The organism is Acinetobacter sp. R933-2, assembly GCF_030325485.1.
Lineage (GTDB): Bacteria > Pseudomonadota > Gammaproteobacteria > Pseudomonadales > Moraxellaceae > Acinetobacter > Acinetobacter sichuanensis.
Map to the genome: position 1 here is coordinate 36132 of NZ_JACAIJ010000004.1, position 18307 is coordinate 54438.

Below are 18307 nucleotides of genomic sequence, written 5' to 3' on the forward strand. Positions count from 1 at the left end.
TAGTACATTGATTTTTAGGAGTATTGGTATGGCTTGGGTGTTACTCGTAGTGGCGGGTTTATTGGAAGTGGTCTGGGCATACTTTATGAAAGTGTCTGATGGCTTTAGCAAACTCACACCTAGTATTTTGACCATTGTATTTATGATCGCAAGTTTTGCGCTATTGTCCTATGCCATGAAATCTTTGCCATTGGGTACAGCTTATACCGTTTGGACTGGAATCGGTGCGGTCGGTTCATTTGCCGTCGGCATTTTCTTTTTGGGTGAACCTGCTACTGCCATGCGAATGTTGGCTGCTGTTTTAATCATTTCTGGGTTAGTATTGATGAAGCTCTCATCATCTTAAAGTGTATTCGTTCAAGGAGAAGTCAATGAAATTATCATTTATGGAAATGCCTTCTCCTGTGGGCATTTTAAAATTGGTCGCAACGGACACCGCTTTGGTGGCAGTCCTTTGGGAAAATGAAGACCCTAAACGTGTTCGGTTGGCTGAACTGATTGAAAATACACAGCATCTGATTTTGCTCGAAACACAAAAGCAGCTCAATGAATATTTTGCAGGGCAGCGTCAAAAGTTTGACGTGCCTTTAGACTTTGAGGGGACAGAGTTTCAACAAAAAGTCTGGCAGGCATTGCTCACCATTCCTTTTGGGGAAACCCGCAGTTATAAAGATATTGCTGAACAGATCGGCAATGTCAAAGCTGTTCGTGCGGTGGGTGCGGCAAATGGTAAAAATCCGATTTCGATTATTGCGCCGTGTCATCGTGTGGTGGGTGCAAATGGTAAGTTGGTCGGCTTTGCGGGTGGCTTGGAGAATAAGAATGTGTTATTAAAGTTGGAGTCAGCATAAATTCTGTACTCCACTTAATATTATCTAATTTTTTAGTTGTTGAATGTATTTGATTGTTTCAGAGTAATCACCAATATTATTTTCATGATAATAGGTTAAGTATTCAATAATATTACGATTTTGATAGTCTGTAGCAGAAAAATCAGCACCTTGATCATGGAACCATTTAATTAAATTTAAATAACCTAAACTTGCGATTTCAAAGATAATAGGTTCTTTTGTAATTTCTGTTTTGTTATCTAGACTGAAGCCTTGATGATATAACCATTCAACACCTTCAAGATCATTTTCCACAGCTAAGAAATGCAAAACTGTTTCACCTATTCTATTTTTAATATTGATGAGCGATGGTTTAATGTGTAATAAATGTGTGGCTTCCTCAAAGTTTTTTGAATAGACAGCATTTCTTAATCTGTACCAATACCCTTTGTCTTCGCCACATTCCCAATATAAAATTTTGTAATTAGTATCCTCTAGTCCAGCTGTATAAGTAATTTTATCAAGGTAAAAACTGATAAAAAAAGCTTCTTGATCATTATATTTTGAGCGATCTAATATTAATAAGCTTTGTGAAAGTTGCTCTAATAAATCTTCCTGAGAGCTTCGATTATTTTTGATTAAGTTAATAAATGTCGTAATTATTAACTTTAAATCATGAATAATATTTGAAGAAATATTTTTTTCTTCTAACTCTGGATCATAAGCTTCTCGATAAATTTCTATAAAATTTTGGGTGAGAAGTTGTTTTAATTTTTCAATAATTATGGTTTTTTCATTTGTCATATGCAGTATATTAGCCCTAATCTTGGTAGGGTAGTGAATTTACTTTTTTAATATATGATGTTTTCTAGAGTCTATTCAATATAATTTTTTAATTAATTTACAAGAAAATTTATTTAACTAGATATCTCACTTTATCCAAAGAGTTTTCTTTCTGTTGTTTTAACTCTTATAATTTTAAATCAAATCATTCAAGCTTCAATGTACTGAAGCTTGAATATCAAGCAAGATTAGAATCGTTTTGGTATTTTCTGTCCACCTTCAACAGGGGTTTCAGCATTTTTTAACACGCCAAATAACCAAGTTTCAGCATGATTTACCGCAACATTTAAAGCATCACCCAACGCCAGACGACCTGCAATAAAACTTGCAAGCGAGCAGCCTGAACCATGATATTCACCCTCTAAGCGTGGACATTTGGTTTCAGAAATCATTTCACCATTTATATAGAGTGCGTTGCGAATATGGTCAGGCGTATCTTCATGTCCACCTTTGACCAATACTGCTTTTGCACCCATTTCAAACAACTTGGCTGTGGCTTTTTCTAAGTCTTGTTCACCTGTTAAAGCACGTAATTCAACGGTATTTGGTGTGAGTACAGTCGCCAATGGAACCAGTTCGACAAAGGCTTTAACCAAAGTTTCCTGATTGCCCAATGAGCCGCCGCTATTTGCGACTAACACAGGGTCAAGCACATATAAATAATCAGGATGTTCACGTAAAAATTCAGCCAAAGCTGCAATATTATCGGTAGTGCCAAGCATGCCAGATTTGACTGCTTTGATGGGTAAGTCCTGAACCACAGCATTGGCTTGTGCAAGTAGTAATTCCTTTGAAGTGGCTTCAAAACCAAAAACCTGTTGCGAGTTTTGAATGGTCAGCGCAGTACAGGCAATTGCTGCATGTGCGCCACTTTGTCCAATGGCTTCAATATCTGCTTGCAAACCTGCTCCACCAGAAGGGTCTAAACCAGAAAAACATAGTACTGTAGGGCGCACAATGATATCCTTAAATTTATAAATTTGAGTTAGTATAGGCAACTTTAGCAAAACTCTCGACTGTAATTTTGCATCGCTTGAATTTAGTAAAAGGTAAATCTGTGCTTAAAAATATTCTGATTGATTTGGATGGAACATTGACTGATCCTAAAGTCGGTATTACCACTTCGGCACGTTATGGTTTGGCAAAAGTCGGGCATCCGATTCCTGAGTCTGAAAATATCGATTGGATCATTGGTCCACCGCTGAAAGCTTCTTTGGCAAAATTACTTGGTGTTGATGCCAATGATATTTTGGCTGAACAAGCATTGCTCGGTTATCGCGAGCGATTTGCTGTTACAGGTCTATTTGAAAATCATGTTTTTGAAGATGTGGCACAAACGCTTGAAACACTAAAGAATCAAGGCTATCGACTGTTTTTAGCCACAGCCAAACCTGAAGTTTATGCACGTCAGATTTTAGATCATTTTAATTTATTACAATATTTTGAATATCCGTATGGTAGTGAACTGAATGGTGAGCGTACCAACAAAGGGGATTTGATCGCTTATATTTTGCAAAAAGAGCAGCTCAAGCCTGAAGAGTGCCTAATGGTTGGTGATCGTGAGCATGATATTTTTGGCGCACGTAAAAATGGCATTGAAACTATTGCAGTGGAATATGGTTATGGTTCGGCTCAGGAACTGGATGAAGCAAAACCCAAAGCGCGAATTAAAACTTTTGCAGCACTTTTACATGTGATTGCCTAAGCGCGACTCAGCAATCACATGTGATAAAAGTTAAATATTCAAGAGTTGTTTAATTTGCTGAACCAAATGTGGTGTCGAAATTTGATGATGTGGAATGGTGATACTACGTAGTTGATCGCCACGAAATTTACGATCAACTTCAAGCATGACATGGGTTTGATGTTCTTGAGCGACAAATGAGACTTCAACTTCATTGATGCCACTAAAATGCTGTGTTGGTAAAAATTCAAGCTCTTGGTAACAACCAATGGTAGAAAAATAGTGACCACCACGTAATTGACCTTTTTCTACATCAGCAGTTGCTAAAAAGAAGCCACATTGTTGCATGGCTTGTAAAAATGCTTGCATCGCAGGTGTAGGAGCGATGTTTAGATTATCTTTGTCCGTAGCGTCAACCGCCCAGTCAATGTCTAAATGGGTATGTAACCATACACGTGTTTTGTTATGACGACATTGTATTTCGGTGATTGGCGTTTCAAAAGGTAATTGTATAGAAAATGGAAAACTATGTGATTGATTTGCTTTAAGTTCAAAAGCACCACTCACATGCCATTGTTGAATGGTTAAATCTTGGTTAAATTCATGATCACTGCTTTCAACCTCAGCAGAGGTCATGAGTTTCAAATAAATACCATTAATATTTTTATTAGATGCAGCGCCTTTAAAAATAATCTCACCATTCACGATTTGACCTGCTTGTGGTGTAGATGTATAGATGCAAGTATTGACTTCAACACCTTGTAAACCAAGGTTAGACATAAGCTTACTGAACATTTTTATAGAAAACCAATATTTAGTGTTGTTAATATGGCTATTGAAATCAGAATTTAAAATCCTGTCAATGCTATGATTGTGTTTATTTTCAGATCAACTTTATTTTTTAATTTAAAATAAAATGAAAAATATTCTATGAATGATAAAAGTGTAAGGTAAAGGATATCTGTGCGAAATTATAAAATAGATGTATTACGTGGTATTTCAATTTTATTGGTCTTAATTCACCATTTTAATATTCCATATAAATTACATGATACCTTTTTAGGGATACAGATTTTTGGTGAGAGCCTAAGTACCTTAATTGCTCGTAATGGCAATTATGGCGTGACCATGTTCTTTGTGATCTCAGGTTTTTTAATTACTCAGCATAGTTTGCAACGTCATGGTTCATTGGTACACATCAAACTTAAAGACTTTTATATACGCCGTGTTGCACGAATTATTCCATGTTTGGTTTTATTGGTGGCTATGGTGACGGTATTGGGAAGTTTTGGGTTAAAACCTTTTATCAACCAAGCACCGAATGGTATAGAAGTGTCTTATGCCTTAACTATATTTGCAGCATTTAGTTTTTGGATGAACATTCTGATTATTGAAAATGGTTGGGTAAATTATGCTTTAGGTGTGCTGTGGTCATTGTCTGTCGAAGAAGTTTTTTATCTCGCATTTCCACTTTTATGTTTGCTTTTAGGGCGTAGTCAAAAACACTTTATTTTACTGTTGTTTGCTATTATTGCTTATGCACCTTATTTCCGTTCACTGCATTTTGGTGCAGAAAATGGTGCTTATCTTTACCATTATTTTTCCAGTTTTGATGGAATAGCAATAGGTTGTTTAACTGCGATTGTCGTGCAAAATTTTAAAGGAATCCTCGCTTATAAAAATCTGATTGTGAGCATTGTTTCAAGCATGATGGTCATGCTTTATTTTTATGCGCCCATCAAAGAAGTCAGTACTTGGGGAATTTCGGTCTTTGCTTTGTTCGCTGCAATATTAATTTTCTGTTTCTCGCAAAATGCTGCATCAAAAGCATCTTCTATCACCTCAAAAACGATGGTCTGGATTGGGCAACGCAGTTATGAAATGTACCTATTTCATTTAATTGTTTTAGGGTTATTTAAAGTGGTTTATTTTCCTAAAGAAACGCTGCCTGCTGAAAAATTAATGTTATTACCGATTTATTTTATCTTGGTGTTTATTTTAAGTTGGATGATCGAAAAATATTATTCAGCACCTTTAAATCGAAAAATTCGGCAACGCTTTATACGGTCAAGTTCTTAGAAAATGAGAACTGAGCTGTTTAATCTTTGAATTTGAGTGATTCGATGAGAAAATGATTGAGCATCAAAAAACAGAATTTACAGACAAAAATAAACCGACGATTCGAGTGATGAATAAATCGTCGGTCAAAATACTTCGCTTAATTTGATTTAGGCTGCTGTTCCAAATCAAATTATAAGAAGCATGAGTTTATAGGTCTCATGGGATAGAAGGTTACCGAGTCAAATCTGCGGATGCCAGTGCAAATTGTTCGCGGTTGCTGCAACCTTATACTTATATAACGACAGCTCTTTTGCTTTGGTTGACAAGAAAGTGAAAAAAAATTAAAAAATTTTCCTATAATGTATTTTTGAGTTGTGGAAATTCCCATATGACATCACTAAGTAAATATTTTTTATGGTTTTTTGTACTTTGTTTGATGTTGACAATGGTGGTTGGCGTTTTGGTCGCTTTATTACCTAGTCAGGTTGCAGGTGTTTTAACGGCATTACCTTATCTGATTTCTATGATTATTGTTTTACACTTATTTCTAAAGCAGCAAAAGCGCGCTCCAAGTAAAGCAGAACAAAAAAAATTCTCTATCGGGTTTAGTCTGATTTTTTGGACATATAATTTTATTGGCATCTTCATTGGGGTGATGATTTTTGCACGTCATGATGCTGAAGTCTGGAATAATTTTTTACTCTATATGCAAAGCCCACAATTTTTAATGATTTCGGCAATGATGTTATTGATGTTAGCGATTCCATTATTTCTGATTACTTACTGGTTTTATGGTAAACAGGCGCAACGTATGGCAGCGAAAATGTTTTCATAGGTAAATAAAGCAGCTTTATGAGTGTTTAAAAAGTATGCTTGAATGGAATTTATAATAATCAAAAGAGTATTTCATTCATGCAGACCGTTTTAGTTACTGGTGCAACAGGTTTTATTGGCAGCCATTTGTTGCGCTATTTGTTACAGCATCATTTTCAGGTCATTGCATTGTCACGGAAAATGCATATTTCAAACCATGTAAATTTACAATGGATTGATTCACTCACTGCACTCGAAAATATTTCACTAGATTATGTGGTGAATTTGGCAGGTGAGAGTATTGGTCAAGGTCGTTGGACAGCAGCACGAAAACAAAAACTACTGCAAAGCCGAGTTGATACCACAAAAAAATTGTATCAAGCGCTCGCACAATATCAAATTAAGCCTAAATGTATTATTTCAGGTTCTGCGATTGGCTATTATGGGATTGATTTGAATGAGCAATGGTTAAATGTTTGTGATGAATCTTCATCTCCTCAAGCGATTTTTATGTCTGAACTTTGCCAAAAATGGGAAGCTGAAGCGTTGTCTGATCCATTGAAAAACACCAAAATCATGCGTTTAGGCGTCGTATTTGGCAAAAATGGCGGCATTCTTCCACAAATGTTATTGCCAATTAAATTAAATTTAGTCGGGCGAATTGGATCAGGGCGCCAACCTATGACTTGGGTGCATATTGATGATGTCATTCAAGCGATTTTATTTTTATTTCAAAGCAAATCAGACCAGAAAATTTATAATGTGGTTGCACCTGATCATATTGACCAAATGAAATTTGTGAATGTTGCTAGCAAAGTGTTCAAGCGTAAACCATTTTTGCCATTACCCAGTTTTGTGATGAAGCTTTTGATGGGTGAACAATCTCAATTGGTGTTAAATGGGCAATATGTGCAACCCAAAGCCTTACTGAATGAAGGCTTTAAATTTAAATATGCAGACTTGAACAGTGCCTTAAAACAAATTATCCATTGATGATTTTGCATCATTATACTGTTTCAAGTGAAACTAAACGTTGAGTTGAATAGGCATGTGGGTCAACTATAGTGTCTTGTTTGAGCATCATCTGACGCAGTAAGCATGCTGATGCAGGACCCATACAAAGCCCATTGCGATAATGCCCAAAATTTGCCCAAAGGTTTTCTATGTCAGGCATTTGCCCAATATAAGGAATGCCTGTAGGTGAACTTGGTCTTAAGCCCGCCCATTGTTTTACGATTGGGAAATTGGCGAGTTCAGGCACCATTTCAAGGCAGGCTTTATAAATATTTTGCTGTGTTTGAATGCTTGGACGTTGGTCAAAACCAAGATGATTCATGCTTGAGCCACATACAACATGTCCATCCATACGGGGAATAAGGTACATGACATTGTTCATACACATGGTGGGTAACCAATTTTCAGGGGTTTTAAAAAGCATCATTTGCCCCTGCACAGGCTCAACGGGAATGCTGCATTTTAGCTGTGTTGACCATGTGTTTGACCAAGCACCTGTCGTCATCACAAATTGATCTGCTGCAAAATGTTGACCATTTGAGGTTTGAATAGACTGAATTTGATTATTTTGCAGATTAAATTTTTCAATCCAAGTATTTTCAATCACTTCGGCATTAGGATGCTGTTTTAAATATGAAATTAATGATTTGAGTAATCTTGGATTACGCACATTTGCTAAGTGTGGGAAATAAATTGCATGTTGGAATTGTTCGGCAATATGTGGGTTAACGGCTTCCAGTGATTCACGTTGTAAATACTCACAATGTTGCATCGGTTCTTGGTATTGGTCTTTGTAATTCAAACCAATTTCAAAATCAGCTTCATCAAAGATCAACATTCCTGTTTCATGAATTTCAAAATCAATACCTGTTTCAGGCAAAAGTTTTTGATTCCAATCTTGATAGAGTTGTTTACCATGTTGTGCGAGATGATTCACTTCTCGTGGATAACGCCAAGGATACATTGGAGAAAGAATTCCTCCACCTGCCCATGAGGCTGCATGACCTGCATGTTGTTGGTCAAATATGGTGACTGTGCAACCTTGTTCAACAAGTTCGAGGGCGGTGAGTAAGCCACTTACTCCTGCACCAATGATGGCGATATGCATGAAAATCAATACCACTTTTTTTAAGTTGAAATGATCTGGATTAGATTTCAACTCATAACACTAAAAAATGAGTACAACCACAAATATTGATTTGAGGGCATGTACCTTTGCGTAGGTAATTCCTTACTTTTCAGAGATAAAAAGTAACAAAAATCTTTTGTTGGACTGAGGGGAATTCCTTTTCCCCCAGTCCAACGGTGGCATCCATGCCACCTACCGCGAATTAAATACTGAGTAGAATTTAAATTAAAAAATAAGAAGTAGAAAGTCTTACTTCATCTCTTTTAACTGGCGTGCTGCTTGTTCTGCATAGTACGTCCAAATTCCATCTGCACCTGCGCGGCGGAAGCACATGAGTGATTCCATAATCACGCTTTCAGAAAGCCAACCATTTTGAATGGCAGCAGCCAACATCGCATATTCACCACTGACTTGATAAACAAAAGTAGGCACGCCAAAAGTGTCTTTGACTTCACGGACGACATCTAGATAAGGCATACCAGGTTTAACAATCACCATGTCAGCGCCTTCTTGAATATCTAAAGCGATTTCATGTAAAGCTTCTGCACGGTTACCGACATCCATTTGATAGTTATATTTATTACCACCTTTAAGGTTGGATGAAGAACCAACAGCATCACGGAAAGGGCCATAGAAGCTAGACGCATATTTTGCTGAATACGCCATAATGCTCGTATAAATATGACCATTGCTTTCTAAAGCTTGACGAATTGCACCAATACGTCCATCCATCATATCACTTGGTGCAATAACATCTGCACCTGCTTCAGCATGACTAAGTGACTGTTTAATTAGACATTGTACGGTTTCATCATTTAGTACATAACCCGTATCATCAATGATGCCATCTTGACCATGCGTTGTGTATGGATCTAATGCACCATCTGTAATTAGAACCATTTCTGGTAGTTCTTTTTTTAGTAAACGTAAGGTATTTTGCACTAAACCGTCTTCGTGCCATGCAGCTTCAGCGGTTAAGCTTTTATCTTCTTGTGGTGTTACTGGAAATAATGCGAGTTTAGATACACCAAGTTCTAACAAAGTTTCTGCTTTTTTCAACAATAAATCCGCAGATAAACGTTGTACGTTTGGCATACTAGGTACATCTTGGGTTTGATTTTGCCCAGGAAGTACAAATACTGGATAAATGAGATGATCTGCTGTGAGTTGAGTTTCTCTGACCATGGCACGGAGCTTGTCATTTTTACGGATACGGCGCATACGAGTGGCTGGAAAAGCAGGACGATTGAACGTATAAGTCATAACAATCTCAATATTCAGTATTAAACTAAGCATTATTGTAGCCCTTTCACATATTTTTTGGGGAAAAGCTGCATTTTTTTCTTAAGATTGGTTTTGTATTTATTATGAGTGATTCTCCTAAAATTGATTCGACCTCGAGCGAGTCACAAAAAAAGTGGACTGGAAATTTACATCTAGGCGCTAAAGCTGATTTAAATGTTGTTCTGAAACAGTTAACCAAAGCATTTAATAGTTCACCTTATTTTGCACATAACACCATGCAAATGCGTGTGGTCAATGATGAAATCGAAGGCTACATTGAAATGCAACCTTTTTTGATTGGCAATGTTGCATTTCAAATTTTACATGGTGGCGTCGCTGCAACTTTACTCGACAGTATTGGTGGAATTGTGGCAATGGGTGAGTTATATAAAAGAGCTGAACCTGATCAATTGCCTGATACCTTGAAAAAGGTTTCTCGTTTAGCCACTATAGATATGCGTGTCGATTATTTATCACCGGGTCGTGGAAAGTTTTTTATTGCTAAAGCTGAAACGTTGAGAATGGGGCGTAAAGGCTGCACCATGCGTATGACCATGGTGAATGATGAGGGTAAGGCGATAGCAACAGCGATTGCTTCATATGCTTACTAAAAAATAGTGTACTGCCCAGTACACATTGTATTTATTCTGTCAATATAAGTGGTCGAAATTTAGATTTTGATCACTGAGTTTTGCAAAAAAATAAGATGAATATCAATAGTTTTCTATAAAATCAACCAATAAACTCTAGAGTAAATATTTTTATTCTCATATTATGATTTTTACCTGTAAAATTGACCCCCACATTTTTAAAACAACCTTGACGCTTTCATTGGCATCATTTCAAGTGATTTTGAACATTAAAACCATGATTCAGTTCGATCTCTAGTTTGATGTAATGTGGTGATGAGGTTCCTAAAAGCTAGGAATATGCGATGACTGAAGCGCAGATGACGAATGCCTCCCCAAATGAAACTCCATCTCCAGCAGATGATGAAGCAAAACAAAAACGTAAAAAAATGCTGAAAATATTTGCATTATTGGTGCTTGTTATTGGCATCTTATATGCACTTTGGACATTTTTTTTCGGAAATAAGGTTGAAACTGACAATGCATATGTTGGGGCTGAAACTGCTGAAATTACCTCAATGGTCAGTGGTCAAGTTGAAAAAGTGCTGGTAAGTGATACACAGCAAGTCAAGAAAGGGGATGTCTTAGCGATAATTGACAATCGTGATGCCAAAATCGCAGTTGCACAGGCAGAGGCAGAGTTGACGAAAGCGAAACGTCAATATACACAAAGCTCAGCAAATAGCAGTTCATTATCTTCACAAATTTTAGTCAGTGCTGATGATATTAACAGTGCAAAAGCACAAGTGGCACAAGCTGAAGTGGGTTATCAGCAAGCACAGCAAGAGTTTGCCCGTCGTCAACAATTAAGTGCTTCAGGAGCGATTTCTAAAGAAGAATTTACCAAGTCACAAAGTGCTTTGAATAATGCAAAAGCCAGTGTCGATGTTGCTAAAGCCTTTTTAGCTCAAGCAGAATCAAAACGTAAAGCAGCACAAAGTAATTTAGATGCAAATGAAGCACTCATTAAAGGTACATCACAAACATCAACACCAGATGTTTTAGTGGCTCAAGCCAAACTTGATCAGGCACTTTTAGATTTAGAGCGTACAGAGATCAAAGCGCCATTGGATGGGGTGATTGCACGTCGTAATATTCAAGTTGGACAGCGTGTTGCTCTTGGTGCAAGTCTAATGAAAATTGTGCCATTGTCTGAGTTGTACGTCGATGCAAACTTTAAAGAAAGCCAATTACAAAATGTGAAAGTCGGACAGAAAGCGACTTTAACTTCAGATTTATACGGTAAAAAAGTTGAATATCATGGCACTGTAATTGGTTTTTCTGGGGGGACGGGTTCTGCATTTGCTTTGATTCCTGCACAAAACGCCACAGGAAATTGGATTAAAGTGGTACAGCGTTTACCTGTGCGTATCAAGTTAGATCCAAAAGAGTTAGCAGAGCACCCTTTACGTGTAGGATTATCGATGACAGCCGAGGTTGATACCTCATCAGCGAAGTAATCGCCTATGAACAGCTCAACATTTCAAGGTGAGTTAAAGGGCGCTAAGTTATTACTGGCTGCCTTTTTCTTGGCATTGGCAAACTTTATGGTCGTCTTAGATATGACCATTGCCAATGTATCTGTTCCTCATATTACAGGTAGTTTGGCAGTTTCAAGTTCGCAAGGAACTTGGGTGATTACCTCTTATGCGGTTGCTGAAGCAATTTGTGTTCCATTAACTGGATGGTTGGCAGGGCGTTTTGGCGCTGTTCGCGTTTTTAGCATTTGTTTGATTGGATTTACAACATTTTCAATTTTATGTGGTTTATCAAATAGTTTAGCAATGTTGGTAATTTGTCGTATTGGTCAAGGTTTGTTTGGTGGACCGATTATGCCACTCAGCCAAACTTTACTGATGCATATTTTCCCTCCTGAAAAGCATTCGCAAGCCATGGGAATGTGGGCAATGACGACTGTCGTAGGTCCAATTTTAGGACCGATTTTAGGCGGTACGATCAGTGATAACTGGTCATGGCATTGGATTTTCTTTATCAATATTCCTGTAGGATTGTTGTGTGCTGTAGGTGTTATGCGTCTGCTCAAAGTTGCGGAAACACCAACTGCAAAATTGCCGATTGATGGGATTGGCTTGGCTTTGCTGATAGTTTGGATCGGCGCTTTACAGTTAATGCTCGATTTGGGGCATGAACGAGATTGGTTTAGTAGTGGTCTAATTTGTGCTTTAGCCGTTATTTTAGTGGTTGGTTTTATTGCTTTCTTTATTTGGGAATATTACGAAAAACATCCAATTGTGAATATTCAAATCTTTAGATATCGTGGTTTTACCATTGCGACCTTATCTCTTGCTTTTGCCTTCGCGGCATTCTTTGGCAGTATTGTGCTCATTCCACAATGGTTACAGATTAACTTAGGATATACCGCGTCTTGGGCAGGTTATCTGACTGCAACTATGGGTTTTGGTAGTTTGATGATGTCACCTATTGTGGCGAAGTTAGCCACCAAATATGACCCACGAGCTTTGTCGAGTTTTGGTCTCATGATTTTGGGTGGCGTGACCTTGATGCGGTCATTCTGGACCAGTGATGCTGACTTTATGGCATTGGCATTACCGCAAATTATTCAAGGTTTTGCGGTACCATTTTTCTTTATTCCCCTTTCAAATATTGCATTGGGTGTGGTACACCCTGATGAAGTTGCTTCAGCAGCAGGTTTAATGAACTTTATGCGAACGATGGCAGGAGCGATAGGGGCATCCATTGCGGTAACGATTTGGGATGATCATACCAAAATAGCACGCAGCGAAATTGTTTCTACAATGCATGTTGAAGAGACTCAGCGGAATTTGGTCAATAGCGGCTTTAGCCCAGAAATGGCACTTGGTACAATTTCAAACTTGGTGGATAAAGAAGCTTTAACCATTTCAGTGAATCATGTGTTTTTAATCTTTGCGATGGTTTTTATTTTCGCAGGTTTAATCATTTGGTTATGCCCAAGACCAAAAGGTAATGTGGGGGCAGGGCATTCACATTAATAAATAGCTGTCTAGAAAGCCCGATATTTATCGGGCTTTTTTTGTCTCTAAATAAAAATAGAGGTATTTTGAATACATTCTCATGTGACTTGAACAATCGAACCATCCAAAGAAATCAGCAAACAATATTGGTCAAAATAGCTCACCAAAAAAAATGCAAAGCCTTGAAAAGATGAGCAAGCGAGATCTATAAAGCGAAATGAATTATTGAAAATAGTCAAAGGTTTGGAAGATCACCTTGGAAAAAAATGGTCTAGTTATCATCAACGTAGTTTGGTTGAAATCAAGATACATTGTATCAAACTTTTAGAAGATAAATGAACAGCAAGGGGGTTTTCTAGTCAGGTGAAAGAGATTTATGGTTTTGATTTTAGTTGAGAAAACACAATGGTAATATTTGGAAAACCTTTTGGAACATGGGTGTTTACGAAAGAAATAAACTCGATAGAAGATGATTCTATTAAAGATCAATTAATTAATAACTTATGTAGCTTACTAATAATATTAGAAAAGTATGGGGTTTTTTTCCAAAACTTATAGAACTATATGATAATGCAGAAACTAAAGAAAGTTCTTCAATTGATTATAATTTTGAAAAATATTCAGTTTCAGATCAGGATGATTATAAGCAGAGTAACTATTGGTATCAATTATTTTATAAGTTTAATCATGCAGAAAAAAAACTTCCTTATACAATTGATATTAATGGCTCAACTCTTTTATTAGAAAATGGCAATAAAATTTTTACAGAGGATGGTTTTTTTGTTTATATTTATTTTGAAATGAATAAAGTTGTATTTATTTTGAAGACCTATGCGACAGACTGGTTACCTTATCGTGCGGATTTACGTGGTGGTATTAACCCAGATTATGAAGTGAATGCAGAACGTTTGGAGCAAGCTTTACTGGAGTTTACAAAAACATGTTCTGATTATGAGGTCGAACAAATTGAAGATGAGATTGAGGCTTATGATCCAAACAGATTATTTCGTTTGGTAAATCAACGTTATGCTGAGTTTGAAGGTGTTGAAGAAATTGTACTTTATGATCCTTCAGGACGAATGATGGGGAGCTATAACCCTGTGACAGGTGAAGTTGAATAAATAAAATGTGCAATGTACAAGACAGTGTGCACGGTGTATGTACACTATAACTATTTATGTTTGGTTATGTTCAGGCAAGAAAAAAGGCTTAATCCCTTTAGAATCAAGCCTTTTATCTTTAAAACTTGGCATATTTTGCGATGGCGTCAGATGAACACATTCTCTAACCAATTAATTTTAAAAGCAATTAAACATTAAAAATTAATTTATTACCCAATCGTTACCCAAAAGATTTAAACACATTTTATGCCTGAAATTAATTCGAGTTCAAATCCTATTTTAGGATTTGAACATGGAAGTAATTATATTAACAAAGAAAGTGTTTTTATAGAAAGAATACGTACAGTAAATTTGTAAGAGCTAGACTAGGCTTAAATATGGAACTATTTTCAATGCACATTATTTCTTAAAATAATTGTAATAAGGCAAAACATGAATTAATTCAAATTTTCTAAATCAAGCCATACTTACAATAAGTATGGCTTGAATCTTATTAGAAATTACAGTTTATCCCAAGCATCCTTCACTGCATGTTTAGCATGTTCCCATTTTAGGCGTGACTCTGCTTTTAGTTCTTCCCATTTAGTTCGTAAATCACTTTCTGAATCCTCAAATTTTGCATTTTCACCATATTGGCTACGTGCATTTTGTCCTAACTCATAAGCTGAACGAAGATCCTTGTCATAGTCTACATCAGGTAATTCTCTTTGAATATCGCCATAGTAGGGGCGATTTGCATAGTCAGTACGCCAATCATGTGGTATGCGATGCTCATTTTGATGATCATTCATAGTCATTTTCTATACTCCATGTAACTTATAAAATTAGAAATATTAGAATTAACATATTAAAATTTTTATAAAAAACAGAGCTGTTACATTTTATTTTTTTGTAATCTTGAATTTTATTATTGTTCTGAAATATAAGGTTTTTATTTTAATTGCTTTTACATATTTATAAAATATTTTATTAAAAATATAATTTGAAACATTTTTATTTTCATTGTTAAGTTTAATTTTTTATTAGGTGTTATTTTTAAGTTTTTATTTTAAATAATGATATTGATATCACGTTAAATTTGAAAAATGATACTTGTTATTTTTTAATGTGTAATTCCATAGATAATATATTAAATAAACTATAAAGAAAAGATACATAATTTAACTATTTTGTTGTCAAAATATACGTTTTATCCATAAATTTTACTTAGGAATAAGGATATGCCAAAATTTTTAAAAATTGCGGAGAGTATTTATAATAAAGTGGAATGTAAAAATGGGTTTTCTAATAATATATTGGAAGATTTAAATAATATAATGATTGAATTACGTAAAGAAATTAAAGAATCAGATATTAAGCTAGTGGTGAATTATATTGATTTTAATGAATTATTCACTAATTCTATTAAATATTATAAATTAAAAATTGATCTTAGTATTTTACCTGATTTTAAAAATAAACAAGAATTTATACTCTGGTTAGCAGGTTTTGTTGAAAGAATAACGATAGGTGGGAGAGAGAAATATCCACCATTAGATCATAAACTTTATATTTTTGATAAAGATATACCTCCAAAAGTAGATGATACAAGTGAGGATATAATTAATTATTTTAAAAATAATTAATTTTTTTTTATTTTTATAATTTGTAATTTTTTATTTTCATGTGGGTTTGTTGTAATTTTTTATTTTTTTTATTTTCCTGTTTGTATCTCATTATTTTTTATTTTCATTTTTTATTAATTTAATTTGTTGGATATCAATGTCTTTTATTGTTTTGGAATTTACATATTTAATATATGAAACATTTAGAAGGTTTTTATTTTTAATAGAAAGTTTAAAGTTGGTTTGTCGATTTTATTTAAAAACGAAATCGATTAATTTATTTAAAAAGGAGTTTAGACACCATGGCTAATATACATGATGATTATGAAGACAACACTTCTAAGCGCGGTTTTGCAAGTATGGATCCAGAATTACAAAGGGAAATTGCTGCTAAAGGAGGGAGAGCAGCTCATGCTAGTGGTAATGCTCATGAGTTTACCTCTGAAGAAGCACGACGTGCTGGGGCTAAAAGTCATATAAATGATGATAATCGTGGACGCCGTAGCCGTGATGACGATGATAACTACGGACGTCGTAGTCGCTATGATGACGATGATAACCGCGGGCGTCGTAGTCGCTATGATGACGATAATAACCGTGGACGCCGTAGCCGTGATGACGATGATAACTACGGACGTCGTAGCCGTGATGACGATAATAACCGTGGACGCCGTAGCCGTGATGACGATGATAACTACGGACGTCGTAGCCGTGATGACGATGATAACCGTGGACGCCGTAGCCGTGATGACGATGATAACTATGGACGTCGTAGTCGCTATGATGACGATGATAACCGTGGGCGTCGTAGTCGCTATGATGACGATGATAACCGTGGACGCCGTAGCCGTGATGACGATGATAACTATGGACGTCGTAGTCGCTATGATGACGATGATAACCGCGGGCGTCGTAGTCGCTATGATGACGATGATAACCGTGGACGCCGTAGCCGTGATGACGATGATAACCGCGGGCGTCGTAGTCGCTATGATGACGATGATAATAACTACGGACGCCGCAGCCATGATGACGATGATAACCGTGGACGTCGTAGTCGCTATGATGACGATGATAACCATCATTCATATTCTGGACAGAACTCATCAAGAAATATTCAAAATCGAAAACGAGATGAATATGGTCGATTCGTTGCTGAATAAAATATTAAAAATTTGATTTTTAATTGTTAATTGAATCAAATCGAGTTTTATAAAGGATATTAGAGATGAAAATTTTTACTTTAGTAGGATTAGGTTTAGCTTCATGTTGCTGTTACAAATTTATGAAAAAGCGTCAACTTGAAGAGAAGAAAAATAAGTCTTCTTCATCACCTAATAAATAATAATGATGTAATAAGCCTGAAGGTAGAAGGTTTAATCAAATCTTCTACCTATTTAATTTTAGATCTTAAAACAATTTAAATATTACATGAATAGAATATTAATATAAGAAAATAAAGTTTTTAAAAATTTAGATGTTGTGAAAATAAGATTGTTACAATGGAAATTTTTTACTTATGATTATATTAGGTATTTCCATAATAATTCTTTTAGCCCGTTTGTTTTTTTTGATTGTTGTAAATAAGATCACATTAAAATATTATAATTAATAGATATAGATAAGAGATTATATATTTTTTACTGATTAAGAATAATTAATCAATTTATTGATGAGATAGATCGAATATTTATTGAGTGATTTTAATTAAATGATTACAAATATCGTTTAATAGTTTTCTTAGTTTTTTTTCTGGTTTTCCTTTATAAATTTTTTTATAACTGTATATTTTATTATTATAGTAAATACAGTAAAAAAAAGTACCAACTGGTTTTTTATTATTTTCTGAACCTCCTGGTTTTAGTAGTCCAGTACATGAAATGTAAATATCAGCATTAAATTTTTTCTTACTATAACTTATTAATTTCTGTGTAACTTTTTTAGACTCAGCTGTATGTTTTTTAATAATATTAGGTGGTATTTTTAGAAATTTTTCTTTTATTTTAAGATCATAACAAACCAAACCTCCCTTTAATATATCTCCAGAAAAAGGACTAAGAGAAAATTTATAGGACAGATATCCTGCTGAAGCACTTTCTATAAAAAATAAGCTTAATTTTTTATCGGATAGATGATGACATAATTTCTTAAACATAAACTACTCCAATAATTTCTCGTTACTTTATTATTGATAAAATTTTTATAAAATTACTAATTTAAAATAATTCAAAATGTAATTATGTAAAATCTATTTTTTGTATATTTTTGATTTTAAATGATATTGCTATTTTTATTATTAATTTTGTTAATGTTTCTTAAC

General features: G+C 35.2%; 19 protein-coding genes and 1 pseudogene. 13 read left to right on the forward strand and 7 right to left on the reverse strand.

Going from position 1 to position 18307, the window contains the following annotated elements; translation table 11 throughout:
• Positions 1-28: 28 nt before the first annotated feature.
• Together sugE and HX005_RS05705 are read left to right on the forward strand one after the other, a co-directional pair.
• The gene (gene sugE / locus HX005_RS05700; protein WP_174492145.1) at positions 29-346 is read left to right on the forward strand and encodes a quaternary ammonium compound efflux SMR transporter SugE; all 318 of its coding nucleotides are present in this window, start codon (positions 29-31) and stop codon (positions 344-346) included.
• A gap of 25 nt (positions 347-371) precedes the next feature.
• A complete protein-coding gene (locus HX005_RS05705) occupies positions 372-851 on the forward strand; it encodes a methylated-DNA--[protein]-cysteine S-methyltransferase (protein WP_286376614.1) in 480 nt (159 codons plus the stop codon).
• 24 nt (positions 852-875) lie between these two features.
• On the opposite strand, the gene HX005_RS05710 is transcribed toward HX005_RS05705, so the two are convergent.
• Both HX005_RS05710 and HX005_RS05715 read right to left on the reverse strand, forming a co-directional pair.
• Positions 876-1634, reverse strand: a complete 759-nt coding sequence (locus HX005_RS05710; RefSeq protein WP_286376615.1) for an ankyrin repeat domain-containing protein — start codon at positions 1632-1634, stop codon at positions 876-878.
• A gap of 227 nt (positions 1635-1861) precedes the next feature.
• Positions 1862-2629 (reverse strand): hydroxymethylpyrimidine/phosphomethylpyrimidine kinase, encoded by a 768-nt coding sequence (locus HX005_RS05715; protein ID WP_286376616.1) that lies wholly within the window; start codon positions 2627-2629, stop codon positions 1862-1864.
• A gap of 101 nt (positions 2630-2730) precedes the next feature.
• Here HX005_RS05715 and HX005_RS05720 point away from each other — a divergent pair, with 101 nt between their 5' ends.
• The gene (locus tag HX005_RS05720; RefSeq protein WP_286376617.1) at positions 2731-3378 is read left to right on the forward strand and encodes an HAD-IA family hydrolase; all 648 of its coding nucleotides are present in this window, start codon (positions 2731-2733) and stop codon (positions 3376-3378) included.
• 30 nt (positions 3379-3408) lie between these two features.
• Here HX005_RS05720 and HX005_RS05725 read toward each other — a convergent pair whose 3' ends face one another.
• Positions 3409-4152 carry a sporulation protein gene (locus HX005_RS05725; RefSeq protein WP_286376618.1) on the reverse strand — a complete coding sequence of 248 codons (744 nt, stop codon included), beginning with the start codon at positions 4150-4152 and terminating at the stop codon, positions 3409-3411.
• A 168-nt stretch (positions 4153-4320) separates the two neighbouring features.
• Between HX005_RS05725 and HX005_RS05730 the strand changes: the two genes are divergently transcribed.
• The 3 genes from HX005_RS05730 to HX005_RS05740 all read left to right on the forward strand — a co-directional run bounded on the left by HX005_RS05730 (position 4321) and on the right by HX005_RS05740 (position 7224).
• A complete protein-coding gene (locus tag HX005_RS05730) occupies positions 4321-5436 on the forward strand; it encodes an acyltransferase family protein (RefSeq protein WP_286376619.1) in 1116 nt (371 codons plus the stop codon).
• 370 nt (positions 5437-5806) lie between these two features.
• Complete coding sequence (locus tag HX005_RS05735; RefSeq protein WP_286376620.1) at positions 5807-6253, forward strand: ABZJ_00895 family protein; 447 nt, start codon at positions 5807-5809, stop codon at positions 6251-6253.
• 77 nt (positions 6254-6330) lie between these two features.
• On the forward strand, positions 6331-7224 hold the full coding sequence (locus HX005_RS05740; protein ID WP_286376621.1) for a TIGR01777 family oxidoreductase: 894 nt from the start codon (positions 6331-6333) through the stop codon (positions 7222-7224).
• A 13-nt stretch (positions 7225-7237) separates the two neighbouring features.
• Here HX005_RS05740 and thiO read toward each other — a convergent pair whose 3' ends face one another.
• Both thiO and hemB read right to left on the reverse strand, forming a co-directional pair.
• Positions 7238-8353: a glycine oxidase ThiO gene (thiO, locus tag HX005_RS05745; protein ID WP_286376622.1), complete on the reverse strand. Its 1116-nt coding sequence runs from the start codon at positions 8351-8353 to the stop codon at positions 7238-7240.
• 270 nt (positions 8354-8623) lie between these two features.
• The gene (gene hemB, locus HX005_RS05750; RefSeq protein WP_171405154.1) at positions 8624-9637 is read right to left on the reverse strand and encodes a porphobilinogen synthase; all 1014 of its coding nucleotides are present in this window, start codon (positions 9635-9637) and stop codon (positions 8624-8626) included.
• 104 nt (positions 9638-9741) lie between these two features.
• Here hemB and HX005_RS05755 point away from each other — a divergent pair, with 104 nt between their 5' ends.
• The 5 genes and pseudogenes from HX005_RS05755 (at position 9742) to HX005_RS05775 (ending at position 14383) form a co-directional block, all read left to right on the forward strand.
• Complete coding sequence (locus HX005_RS05755; protein WP_286376623.1) at positions 9742-10269, forward strand: thioesterase family protein; 528 nt, start codon at positions 9742-9744, stop codon at positions 10267-10269.
• A gap of 323 nt (positions 10270-10592) precedes the next feature.
• Positions 10593-11747: an HlyD family secretion protein gene (locus HX005_RS05760; RefSeq protein WP_286376624.1), complete on the forward strand. Its 1155-nt coding sequence runs from the start codon at positions 10593-10595 to the stop codon at positions 11745-11747.
• A gap of 6 nt (positions 11748-11753) precedes the next feature.
• The gene (locus tag HX005_RS05765; RefSeq protein ID WP_286376625.1) at positions 11754-13280 is read left to right on the forward strand and encodes a DHA2 family efflux MFS transporter permease subunit; all 1527 of its coding nucleotides are present in this window, start codon (positions 11754-11756) and stop codon (positions 13278-13280) included.
• A gap of 147 nt (positions 13281-13427) precedes the next feature.
• Positions 13428-13598 (forward strand): annotated as a pseudogene (locus HX005_RS05770) (IS5/IS1182 family transposase); the annotation flags it as partial.
• Between the two features lie 464 nt (positions 13599-14062).
• Positions 14063-14383 (forward strand): hypothetical protein, encoded by a 321-nt coding sequence (locus HX005_RS05775; RefSeq protein WP_286376626.1) that lies wholly within the window; start codon positions 14063-14065, stop codon positions 14381-14383.
• Between the two features lie 500 nt (positions 14384-14883).
• Here HX005_RS05775 and HX005_RS05780 read toward each other — a convergent pair whose 3' ends face one another.
• A complete protein-coding gene (locus HX005_RS05780; RefSeq protein ID WP_373431829.1) occupies positions 14884-15180 on the reverse strand; it encodes a hypothetical protein in 297 nt (98 codons plus the stop codon).
• A 423-nt stretch (positions 15181-15603) separates the two neighbouring features.
• Between HX005_RS05780 and HX005_RS05785 the strand changes: the two genes are divergently transcribed.
• Complete coding sequence (locus HX005_RS05785; RefSeq protein ID WP_286376627.1) at positions 15604-16008, forward strand: hypothetical protein; 405 nt, start codon at positions 15604-15606, stop codon at positions 16006-16008.
• A gap of 281 nt (positions 16009-16289) precedes the next feature.
• On the forward strand, positions 16290-17150 hold the full coding sequence (locus HX005_RS05790; protein ID WP_286376628.1) for a KGG domain-containing protein: 861 nt from the start codon (positions 16290-16292) through the stop codon (positions 17148-17150).
• 527 nt (positions 17151-17677) lie between these two features.
• On the opposite strand, the gene HX005_RS05795 is transcribed toward HX005_RS05790, so the two are convergent.
• Positions 17678-18142: a CinA family protein gene (locus tag HX005_RS05795; RefSeq protein ID WP_286376629.1), complete on the reverse strand. Its 465-nt coding sequence runs from the start codon at positions 18140-18142 to the stop codon at positions 17678-17680.
• Between the last annotated feature and the right edge of the window lie 165 nt (positions 18143-18307).